Raw genomic sequence first — 12,030 nt, 5'->3', positions numbered from 1 at the left:
ACTAATTCCACTAAAGTTATTTATGGTTGTTGCTTTTCCGACTTGCCATCCCAACAATCTGCATTTTTAAGTTCCGGTATCATTTCAGATGAAAACATAGGGTTTTTCCCTTGATTTCGTTGTTCAATATAATTTTGGAGGACGGAAAATGCTACCTTTCCAAGAAGGAAGATAACGACTAAGTTAAGAACAGCCATCAATCCCATAAAGAGATCGGCCAAATTCCATACTAACATAATTTCCGCAACCGACCCGAGAACAACCATTAGCATAACAGCAATGCGGTAGATAATAAGCCAAATCGAATTTTCTCTAATGAATTCAATATTCGTCTCGCCATAATAATAGTTTCCTATAATTGAACTAAACGCAAACAAAAGTATTGCAATCGCAACAAAGCTAGATGCCCATTCACCAATATGCTGAGTCAAGGCAGACTGCGTTAAAACAATGCCATTTGATTCCCCCGATTGATATACATCTGTTAGTAAAATCATAAATGCCGTCGCTGAACAGATAATCATGGTATCCACAAACACACCTAAAGATTGAACAAGTCCCTGTTTAGCAGGATGACTTACATTGGCTGTTGCCGCAGCATTTGGCACACTACCCATCCCAGCTTCATTCGAGAAAAGTCCACGGCGTACACCTTGCATAATCGCCACTCCAATTCCCCCGCCAACAACCTCATTAAATCCAAAAGCACTTGAAACGATTAACTGAATAACTGCTGGTATTTGTGTTAAATTGGTTAAAACAACGAAGAAAGCAATGATTAAATAAAGAATAGCCATAATTGGTACAACATACTGAGTAACGGTTGCAATTCTTTTTACTCCCCCGAAAATAATAAGTCCTGCTATAAATGCAATAATAACCCCAACAAGAAGACGGTTGACACCAAATGCATTTTCAAAAGCAAGGGTAATTGTGTTCGCTTGTACAGCGTTAAAAATCAACCCAAAGCATAAAGTAATTAACACAGCAAAGATAATACCCAACCATCTAGCATTTAGAGCTTTTTCCATATAATAGGCAGGACCACCCCGAAATTGGTCACCATCTTTTACTTTGTACACTTGTGCAAGTGTACTCTCAATAAAGGAAGTGGCCATTCCTATAAAGGCTATCACCCACATCCAAAAAACTGCTCCAGGTCCACCTACAGCAATAGCAAGGGCTACTCCAGCAAGGTTCCCTGTGCCTACCCTTGATGCCGTACTAATCGTGAATGCCTGAAAAGCAGAAATACCATTTTTCCCGTCTTTCTTCTCCCCGATTAATCTGAACATTTCTTTAAACAAACGAACCTGAACAAACCCCGTTCTTACGGTGAAATAAACACCTAAAATAAGAAGCAAAGCTATAAGAACATAAGTCCATAACAGTGTATTCCCACCGTCAACAATGCGTTCGATCCACAACATTGTTATCATCCTCTCTACCGTTTACAGTTTTATTATTAGTACCTCTTCTATGTATACCCATAAAACAAAAGTTCAATTACTTAATTTAATATAAAAAGAGCGTAATCAAAAGATTACTTACAAAGTTTGCAATGATTCCATAGGCCGAGCGTGCATTCTTAGTGCCTGTTCAAAAAGGGAAAGGCTTGACACTCTTAACTTTTCGCGTTAAAATCAACAACGGAATTACATAACAACCAAAAACCTTTTAGGTCGTGGACTTTCCTAGAGAGCAATTCCTCTAGTTTCGCCACACAGCTGCTAATAGCAGACTGTGTGGCTTTTTTTATTTTATATATAATGGAGGCAATGATATGAAAAATTGGATGTATGCTGCCCTGGTTTTTTTAGGAGGATGTTGTTTTGGGGTTCTTTCAACCTTTGTTAAATTAGCTTACGGGCAAGGGTTCACCCTCGCAGTAGTTTCAGGTAGTCAGTTTCTATGTGGAACATTGCTACTATGGGTGGTCCTTCCTTTTGTAAAGAAACAATATCTATCTTATCGAGAAATTTTTAAACTAATTGTAAGTGGCATACCAATGGGTTTAACAGGTATTTTATATTATCAATCTTTACAAACTTTAGATGCATCTCTTGCAATTATATTTCTCTTTCAGTTTGTCTGGCTTGGTTCATTACTTGAATATATAATAGACCGTAAGAAACCAAGCGTCACAAAAATATTATCAATTCTTATCCTCATCTTAGGTTCAATCTTTGCGGCTGGTGTGTTCCAAACAACGAATTCATCTCTTTCGGGGATAGGAACCATTTGGGGACTCATGGCGGCCTTATCTTTTTCTATTTTTATTTATACAAGTGGTACCGTGGGAAAACATGTCCCGGCTATCCAAAAGAGTTCATGGTTAGCCGTCGGTGGTTTACTTATTGTTTTCATTATTTTCCCTCCTTTCTTTCTGGTTGACGTGGATACCTTAGTTGGTGTCGCTCCATTCGGAATATTTTTAGGGTTATTTGGTGTTACACTTCCCCCATTTCTCTTTTCTATTGGGATGCCTAGAGTTGGATCTGGACTTGGAACGATTTTATCTTCCTCAGAGCTTCCGGTAGCAATTATCATGTCAGCAGTCATTCTTGCTGAATATATTGCTCCACTACAGTGGTTTGGAGTCATCGTCATATTAGTTGGTATTATTATCGGAAATAAACGACAAGTAAAGCAACAGCCCCACGCATCCTTGTCTTAGTTGGCAGTACGTTGAATTTAGACGCTAAAATCTAAAAATCAATAGTCTTCTAAAAAAAACGAAGAATCGGATTATCAATCCAATTCTTCGTTTTTAAGTAGCTGTTTCAATTTTTTCAACTCCTCAGCAGTCATCACCCTCCAGTCACCTACGGAAATCCCCTTAAGGGTCAAATTCATAATTCTAACGCGCTTAAGCTGGATCACATTATATCCAAAGTATTTTGCCATTCGTCGAATTTGTCTGTTTAAACCTTGTGTTAGAACAATGCGAAAACGATACTCATCGATTCTTTCAATCGAGCACCTTTTTGTTACCTGATTTAAGATTGGTACACCATTTGCCATTCCTTCAATAAATTGATCAGTATACACACGGTCAACTGTGACAATATACTCTTTCTCATGATTGCCTTCCCGCATCATCTCATTAACAATTGAACCATCATTTGTCATGATAATTAAGCCCTCGGATTGCTTATCAAGCCTACCAACAGGGAAGACACGTTCAGGATAGTCTAAAAATGTAATAATATTGTCTTTTATCAGTGGTTGAGCTGTACACGTTATACCCACAGGTTTGTTAAGCAAAAGATAAATATCTCTTTTTTTACGTTTTAATGCCTGACCATCAATGAGAACAATATCCCCATCTAAAACGACACTATTTCGTTCCGCTATGATTCCATTAATCGTAATTCGACCTGATCCAATCATACGTTCAATTTCTCTTCTTGGTAAACAACCATACTCACTAATATATTTTTGAATTCGACTCATAACAATATCGGTAGTGTAATACGGACACAAGTTCCTTCTCCTACTACACTTGCATAGGATACTTTTCCATTTATCGCTTCAATAATCCCAATCGAAACCATTGTACCAATTCCCGTTCCTTTCTCTTTCGTGGTATAAAACAAATTCCCTACCCTTGCTAACTGTTCCTTGGTCATTCCTTGGCCGTCATCTGAAATAATGATATCAACTTTATATTCTTCCCGTTCTATCCAAACGGTTACATTCCCTCCTGGAGGTGTAGCTTCAATTGCATTTTTCACAAAATTTATTATAGCTTGTTGAAACTGATAAGGATCTGTTTCGATTTGTAGCATTGGAAATTTTAAATGCCCTGATAATTGTACACCTTCTTTAAGAGCTAGTGGTGTTAATAAAACAATCGTGTCCTCCATACAGTGTTTTAAATTTACCTTTTCAAGCTTTTTCAACTGAGGCTTAGAGAAATTCAAATAATCAGAAATAATTGATTCTGCACGATTTAATTCAGTTAACACAAGTGACAAGTATTGATACATGCTTTCTTTTTCTTGGTTATTTTTCTCCTTTTGCATTAATTGCAAAAAACCTTTGACGACAGTAAGTGGATTTCTCACCTCATGAGCAATTGAAGCGGCTAATTGACTTACCGTTTGAAGTTTCGCCACTTGTATCATCTCTTGCCGATAGCGCTTTCTTTCCAAAATTGTCTCATGAAGTAAAATAGCAAATACCATGGCTATTATGAGAGAAAATTGATAAGTCATTACTGGAATGATTCCTTCTCCCAGGGTTATTTTCCCCTTTACGTCTAGAATGCCCAAAATAATTCCTATTTGACCAATACCAGCCGAAACGGCTATACCCGTAGCAAATCGCACTCTTTTCCATTTATCCGCTATCATGGCAAACCTTTTCATGATAAGAAATGGAATAAGCGCCGAAATGACTGCAGTTAGGTAACCAATTAAAAGCATATCTCCATTTAGATACGTTCGGGCAATAATTATTACTATGAATACCATCCAGCCTGAACGAGCGTTTCCATAAAGGAAAGCTAAGTATAACGGAATATAACGTAAGTCAAAATACAAACCAAATATAGGAAACGAGTAAAACATACAAAGAAGTGCAGCTCCTCCATTTAAGAAGGTTCTTATAATTATCGACTTCCCGTCAAATAACAGACTATAAATTAGTACTGGAGCCAATACAATTAATATATTTAAAAGGAATGTCTCATCCATAAGGTCTAGCTTTTCCATAAAGCTTTTCTCCTAAAAAAATTGATATTATATCCATTCGACATAGTTTTTAAAAGCCCTTCTTTGTTTTACATTTAGTTCGTTTGCATCTCGTAATAGTACCCTTTACAGTCCAATAGTTCGTGATGAGTACCCCTTTCAATTAACTTTCCGCCTACTAATACAAAGATTTGGTCTGCCTGTCGAATTGTATTTAATCGATGAGCAATGACAAAGCTTGTTCTTCCTTTCATTAAGCGTAGCAGTGCTTCTTGAATCTTAATCTCTGTTACTGTATCTACACTACTTGTCGCCTCATCTAATACTAAAATAGCAGGATTAGCAAGTAATGCTCTCGCAATTGTAAGAAGCTGTTTTTGGCCTTGGCTTATTCCACTGCCATCTTGAAGTAATAATGTATCATAGCCTTTTGAAAGCTTACTAACAAAAGAGTGAGCATTAGCAAACTTTGCCGCCTCTTCGACTTCTTCGTCTGTAGCGTTAAGTCTTCCGTAACGAATATTTTCACGGACAGTTCCCTCAAATAAAAAAGAATCCTGAAGAACAAAGGCCATATGCTGACGAAGGTTTTCACGTTTTAATGTTTTCATATCATATTCGTCAATGAGAATTTGTCCTTCATCAATTTCATAAAATCGTGATAGAAGATTAATAACCGTTGTCTTTCCTGCACCAGTTGGACCAACAAGCGCTATTGTCTCACCTGCGGATACATCAAAACTCAAATCCCTTAGTATTTGCTCCTCTCCATAGGAGAACGATACATGGTCGAACCTCACATTACCTTTTATCGAAGAGAGAGCCCTCGCTTGTTTCTTGTCATTTTCAATAGGTTCATCTAATATATCGAAGACTCGTTCTGCCCCTGCTACTGCTGATAAAAGCGTATTAAATTGATTAGCCAAATCATTTAAAGGCCTTGTGAATTGACGAGAATACTCCGCGAATATAACAATAACCCCTATAGAAATCATTTCATTAAACGCCATTAGGCCACCAATTGCGGCAATTATCGTAAAACTAAGGTTATTTAAAACATTCATTAATTTCGGTATAAAGCCTGAATAAGTTTGCGCCCAAAAACTAGCTCTCCTTAGACGTCCATTTTTAATTAGAAATTCATCAATTACGTGTTGCTCTCGCGAAAAGGTTTTGACGATTCTTTGTCCAGAAATTGTTTCTTCAATAAAACCATTGACGTCACCGACCTGCTTTTGTTGTTCCTTAAAAAAGACTTCCGTTCTTCTCGTAATCCACTTCATGCCAAGTACCATAAGTGGAACAGTGATTAACGTAAGTAAAGTCAACAGCGGACTTAGCCAAAGCATAACGGCTAATATTCCAATAAAAGTGAGTACACTTGATAAGATTTGAATGACTGATGAATTTAGAGTTGCACTTATATTTTCAATGTCATTTGTTACGCGACTCATTAGCTCTCCATGTTGCCTTTTATCAAAAAATGGAATAGGCAGCTTGTGCAAGTGCTTAAATAATTTTGTTCGGATCGTGTACACCGTTTTCTGAGCAATTTTTATCATCGTCACATTTTGTAACCACAATGATGCCGAGTATAAAATATAGATTATTAATAATCCTACTAATACTTCTATTAAACCATTTACTTGTCTCTCAACTAGAAAATCATCTATGGCCATTCCTATTAAAAATGGACCTAATAATCCTAAAAACGAGCTGGCAATTACCATAAACAATACAAAGAACAGTGGCTTTTTATAAACAGCCAAATAGGTCCAAACTCGCTTCAATGTACCTAGCCAATCCTTTGCCCTTTGTCTATTTTCTCCATGTTTCTTAAAGCTTGTCTTTTTTGGCAGCGGTATACGCGCATAACGGAATGGTCTCAAAAGTTCCTCAAGCATGAGGTTTAACCTCCTCCCTAAATTGAGAGTAATACAATTTGCGGTATAAGGATGATTCATTGAGTAGCAATTGATGTTCTCCACTAGCAATTAATTTTCCTTCATCTAACAACAAAATATAGTCTGCCTTTGTAGCTGTTGAAAGCTTTTGTGTAATAATTAACATCGTACAGGAATAATCACTCAAGGCATCTATAAATCTAGCTTCTGTTTTCACATCTAATGCACTAGTACTGTCATCAAGCAGTAGGATCATAGGTTTACGGATTAATGCCCTCGCAATCGAAAGCCGCTGTTTTTGACCTCCCGATAAATTAATACCTTTTTGACCAATCTTCGTATCAAAGGCGTTAGGTAAGCTAGAAATCGTTTCATATATTTGGGCATCCTTTACAGCATTAATAATTTCTTCAGTACTAGAATTATCCTTTCCCCATGCAATGTTTTCCTTTATTGTACCTGAAAAAAGGAGAGCTTCTTGTGGGACGTAACCAATATGAGGTCGCAGTTCACTCTCTTCTATTTCATTTATAGGCTGATCATCAATTAATATTTCTCCCTGTTCTACATCATATAACCTTGGTATTAACTGAAATAACGAAGACTTTCCCGATCCTGTGGCACCAAGAATGGCGACCGTTTGACCTGATTCCACCTTAAAAGATATATTTTCTAGGACAGACTCCTCACTATTTGCGTAGCGAAACGACACATTCCTGAATTCAATCTTTCCACTTTTCAACGTTCGCCTAACTAAGGGCTCTTTAAATATGATAGGATCCTCCATTTCTAGCACCTCGCTAATTCTTTCGGCTGATGCTCTTGCCCGTGAAAAGACAACAATAATCATTGAAAATATAGTGAAAGCAGCCGTAATTCTTGTTGCATAATTGACAATGGCGACTACTTCACCAACCTGTACACCACCTGTTTGAATACTTATATTTCCAAACCATAACACGGCAATAATAGCGACATTCATCAATAAAAGAAGAAGGGGCATAGCGATTTCCATTAACCTTAAAGCAGTTACCGTTCGTTCCATTAATTCTTTATTTCGTAAAGAAAAGCGTTCACCTTCATGCTTTCTTCTAACAAACGCCTTTATTAACCTAATACCAATTAGATTTTCTCGGAGAATATGGTTAACTCCATCCAATTTTTCTTGAACTTGTGAAAAAAAGCCTCTTCCCTTTTTCACTACCCAAATGAGCAATACCATAATAAAAGGAATTGTTAATAAGAAAATCACTCCGATTTTTAGATTGACGGTAAGAATCATTCCTGTCCCTCCTAGTACAACAAGAGGTGCACGAAGCATAATTCGAAGTCCCATAAATATCGTGTTTTGAATTTGTGTGACATCATTTGTCATTCTGGTAATCAATGATGAGGTCGCAAAACGCTCCAAACTTGAAAAGGAAAAGGTTTGTATTTTCTTATATAATGAACTTCGAATATCATAACCAGTACTTTGACTAACGTCTGCTGCATAAAAAGAATTAATAATTCCAGAAATAAAAGCAATAAATGAAAGACCTAACATTAATAGTCCCCATTTTATGACCACATTTAAATCACGTGCAAGAATCCCATCGTCTATAATTTTTGCCAATAACAAAGGCTGAATTAACTCAACAACTAGCTCCAAAAACATTAGAATTAATGCAACCCATATTAAGAATCGATATGGCTTTAGAAAAGAAATAACTTTTTTCATATAATCCTCCATTTGTACATCCAATTACCCGTCTATCGCCTTTTTACTTTATCATAAATCATTTTACACTTTACCTCTAGTTATTACAGTTTAAATTGCAAGGTTCTCCTCTTTTAACAAAATAACCATGATAGGATGAACCTACCATGGTCACATTTACATATAAATTCCAGCTAACATGATTCCTAATGCTTCCTGATATATTTCTTGATACTGAGAGAGTGGTAATGGATTAACTCCTCGACCTAATTCAACAGTGTATGCCGGGCGTCTCCACTCTTGAATAAACCAATCCTTATACCCTGCGTAACTGTCAACATATTGGATAGGCAAATAATTACTTACACGACTAAACTCGTTTACGATTTCTTCGGCTTCTGGCGGCTCTAATCCATCAAACCCCCAATAAATTACTTTTCCTTGGGTGTGGAAGGCTAAAGCTCGTTGGAAATCCCGTCTTCTCGTAAGTTCCGCTATTGCAATCGATTCTGGCTCCGATAAAGGTTCATAACCAGGAAAATCACGAGGTGCTGGCCTACTTGGTTTTCTTAGGGCTTCCTCTTCCCACCTTGCTGGAAATTGGTTATTCAAGTCCACACCACGAATATTTGCTTTCCATCCAGAAAAGTCTTCCCTACCTTGGTTGATTGCTAAAACATCACGACGATACGGCTCCACGGAAGGTGCACCATTGATGACCACATCAACCCCATCAGGGTTAATCATTGGAACAACAGAAAGTTGAACCTCTTGATAGAAGCGATTCAACTCTAGACCTCTAATAGCCGTCCGATTCGTAATTGATCTTACGTAGTCATTCACAAACTCCATGAGAATTGGCGTCGTTATCCATTCATTCGCATGAATGGAACCATTGAAATGAATTCTTTTCGTTCCATATCCAATTCGGATCTCTTCAATTGGTTTCCCCATAACACTGTACCCAATTATTTCCCGCCGAATGAATGGATAGGCTTCTGCGAGCTGCTGTAAGTCACGAGTAAGTCTAGACGAATCATAAATAATCTGACCACCAATAAAGCTAGTCATTATCCTTTGTGGTATCACGATTCGTTGACCAATTTGTAGAAACTGTGGTTGAATTTGCTGATTAGTTAATACTATTTGGTCAAGGGGGACACCCAGTTTTGTTGAAATACCCCATAATGTTTCTCCTGAAGTTATTAAATAAGTAGTTAGAACATATCCAGGAATTTGTACACGTGTACCAATTGCTAGTTGGTTCGGATTTAAAGCTAGATTTGAATCTAATACTAAACGAAAGGGTATTTGAAACAGTTGACTATAATACCATAAACTATCACCCTGCCTGACGGAAACCTCCACTCATATCCCTCCTATCCTTATTAAAAGGTTATGTATTCTCCCGAGGTTTCATGAAAGAAAAAGTACCACTACGCAGAAGAGAGTATCTCTAAAGGTTCTTCACCTTTTAAGATACTCTCTTCTAAGTTAATTTTAATCATATTTTTGAAACCGGGGTTTTATTTCGCTAAACGAATGACATTCCATGAAAGTTTTGATAAGTTAGCTGTTAGCTTTCCAGCATCGACACTTGCATCTCCATTATTATGTGGAACCACATTTGAATGATTGTGTTGATTTGTCGCTTTCACATCGTTATTTTCTAGAACGATATGCTCCACGACTTTGTATCCATCAAAGCTACGAACATCTGCTTCAAGTGAAAGCGAATCTGTTTGATGACGGTTCACCGCAAAAATCGTCACAGTTTCATTCTCCTCATTATAAACAGATACCGTATCAAGATATGGAACATCAGTGAAATCTTTACTATCGTACTTCGGTGAATTAACATTAGCATGTAATGCAACACCGCGACCGAATACAGAAGCATGCATATAAGGGTAAAAGATTGATTGCTTCCACGCTTCGCCGCCTTTTTCCGTCATAATCGGCGCGATTACATTAACTAATTGAGCCAAGCAAGCAACTTTAACTCGGTCTGCACGCTTCAACATTGAAATAAGCATACTCCCTACAAGCAATGCATCCTCAAAGGTATAGATATCCTCAAGCTGTGGCGGTGCGATAGACCAAGGCTCAATTTGCTTATCTGCTTCATTTGAGTGGAACCATACATTCCACTCATCGAATGATAGATTAATTGTTTTCTTACTACGCTTTTTCGCTTTAATATAATCAGCAATCGAAATTACTGAATAAATAAATTGATCCATATCCATTGACTGAGCTAAATAGTTAGCTAGGTCGTTATCACGATTACCATAATACGTATGCAAGGAAATAAACTCAACATGCTCATACGTATGGTCTAAAACAGTTGCTTCCCATTCAGCAAATGTTGGCATATGACGATTTGAGCTTCCGCAAGCAACGAGCTCAATCGAAGGGTCAACCCACTTCATTGCCTTCGCAGTTTCAACTGCAACTCGTCCGTATTCGTCAGCGGTACGATGTCCAATTTGCCAAGGACCATCCATTTCATTCCCTAGACACCAGGTCTTGATTTTATGTGGTTCCTTATGGCCATGAGCAATACGTAAATCACTCCAATATGATCCTGATTTATGGTTACAGTACTCTACAAGATTTCTAGCCGCATCAATCCCGCGTGTTCCTAAATTTACCGCCATGTTCACTTCAGCATTAACCTTTTTTGCCCAGTCCATAAATTCATTTGTTCCAATTTCATTTGTTTCCGTTGTTCTCCAAGCGAGATCGAGTCTTCTCGGTCGTTCAGAAACAGGACCTACTCCATCTTCCCAGTTGTATCCTGAAACAAAGTTGCCACCTGGGTAACGAACTAGTGGTACCTGTAATTCTTTTACTAACTCTATTACATCTGTACGGAAACCTTGCTCATCAGCAGAAGGATGACCAGGCTCATAAATTCCTTCGTAAACCGCTCTCCCTAAATGCTCGATAAATGAACCATAAATACGTTTATCAATTTCACCAATTTTAAATTCCTTATCAATAGTCATAGAAGCTTTAATTGTCATATTTTATCTTCCTTTCTATACGTGTACGAACACGAAGATCTTTGGATTTTCCTATATCAATATTTTATTAGTACTAAGAGTTGCAGATTTTTTTTCAATCCTATTAAAAGAACGAAAAGCCAACCACATTTGAATAATCGATAGTACACTTCCTAAGAAAAATAATGCCCCTGCTGGGTAAGTAAACATTAAGTAGTAAAAAGCCGATTGACTAATAACAATCGCTATTGAAATATGAACATTCACTAAGCCCATTATGAAAGCATTTTTCAAACAAGTAAAGAGTGATACGTGATAATGTACATAGATTGGTAGAAAGTGAGTTGAAGTCAGGACGTATAAAAAGACAATGACGTAAAATGCAGCAACCATAACGATGTTAACGTCCGGACTTGCTTGTAATACAAGATAGTTAAAGTAAAGAACAATGCCAATACTAGAAAACATCCATCCTAGTAAATTTGCAGATAGTAGCTCGGCTTTATAAATCGATAAAAAGGTTGGGAATAGTTTAAATTCAGACTCACCATTTAACCATTTTCGGCAAATTGTCATCATGGCTACAGTCGCAGGAAAGAAACCAATCACGACAAACCCTATGATACTAAAGAGCAACCATAACCCATTTAGATAAGCCATTTTTGTTACCCAGGATAAAATAGAATTCAGTTTGCTCATAAGTCCATTCGTTTGCATGATTT

Annotated in this window: 9 protein-coding genes; 1 reads left to right on the top strand and 8 read right to left on the bottom strand. The window is 37.3% G+C overall.

Going from position 1 to position 12,030, the window contains the following annotated elements; translation table 11 throughout:
- Positions 1 to 20: 20 nt before the first annotated feature.
- Positions 21 to 1,430 carry an alanine/glycine:cation symporter family protein gene (locus CEF19_RS12375; protein ID WP_100406336.1) on the bottom strand — a complete coding sequence of 470 codons (1,410 nt, stop codon included), beginning with the start codon at positions 1,428 to 1,430 and terminating at the stop codon, positions 21 to 23.
- Positions 1,431 to 1,783: 353 nt separating this feature from the next.
- Between CEF19_RS12375 and CEF19_RS12370 the strand changes: the two genes are divergently transcribed.
- Positions 1,784 to 2,677, top strand: a complete 894-nt coding sequence (locus CEF19_RS12370) for an EamA family transporter (RefSeq protein WP_100406335.1) — start codon at positions 1,784 to 1,786, stop codon at positions 2,675 to 2,677.
- A 74-nt stretch (positions 2,678 to 2,751) separates the two neighbouring features.
- On the opposite strand, the gene CEF19_RS12365 is transcribed toward CEF19_RS12370, so the two are convergent.
- The 7 genes from CEF19_RS12365 to CEF19_RS12335 form a co-directional block, all read right to left on the bottom strand.
- Positions 2,752 to 3,456, bottom strand: a complete 705-nt coding sequence (locus CEF19_RS12365) for a pseudouridine synthase (RefSeq protein ID WP_100406334.1) — start codon at positions 3,454 to 3,456, stop codon at positions 2,752 to 2,754.
- Entirely contained in the window at positions 3,453 to 4,718 is a 1,266-nt protein-coding gene (locus CEF19_RS12360) for an ATP-binding protein (RefSeq protein ID WP_100406333.1), read from the bottom strand. The genes CEF19_RS12365 and CEF19_RS12360 overlap by 4 nt, the downstream gene beginning before the upstream one ends.
- 74 nt (positions 4,719 to 4,792) lie before the next feature.
- A complete protein-coding gene (locus CEF19_RS12355) occupies positions 4,793 to 6,601 on the bottom strand; it encodes an ABC transporter ATP-binding protein (protein ID WP_100406332.1) in 1,809 nt (602 codons plus the stop codon).
- On the bottom strand, positions 6,594 to 8,321 hold the full coding sequence (locus CEF19_RS12350; protein ID WP_100406331.1) for an ABC transporter ATP-binding protein: 1,728 nt from the start codon (positions 8,319 to 8,321) through the stop codon (positions 6,594 to 6,596). The genes CEF19_RS12355 and CEF19_RS12350 overlap by 8 nt, the downstream gene beginning before the upstream one ends.
- 156 nt (positions 8,322 to 8,477) lie before the next feature.
- Complete coding sequence (locus CEF19_RS12345; RefSeq protein ID WP_100406330.1) at positions 8,478 to 9,668, bottom strand: M14 family metallopeptidase; 1,191 nt, start codon at positions 9,666 to 9,668, stop codon at positions 8,478 to 8,480.
- Positions 9,669 to 9,826: 158 nt separating this feature from the next.
- Positions 9,827 to 11,329 carry an arabinosylfuranosidase ArfA gene (arfA, locus tag CEF19_RS12340; RefSeq protein ID WP_100406329.1) on the bottom strand — a complete coding sequence of 501 codons (1,503 nt, stop codon included), beginning with the start codon at positions 11,327 to 11,329 and terminating at the stop codon, positions 9,827 to 9,829.
- Between the two features lie 51 nt (positions 11,330 to 11,380).
- The gene (locus CEF19_RS12335; RefSeq protein WP_157800956.1) at positions 11,381 to 12,025 is read right to left on the bottom strand and encodes a YesL family protein; all 645 of its coding nucleotides are present in this window, start codon (positions 12,023 to 12,025) and stop codon (positions 11,381 to 11,383) included.
- Positions 12,026 to 12,030 lie beyond the last annotated feature (5 nt).

Source organism: Bacillus solitudinis, from assembly GCF_002797395.1.
GTDB lineage: Bacteria > Bacillota > Bacilli > Bacillales > Bacillaceae_D > Halalkalibacter_A > Halalkalibacter_A solitudinis.
Note: the sequence above shows the minus strand (reverse complement) of the source record. Positions and strands in the feature narration are given on the sequence as shown.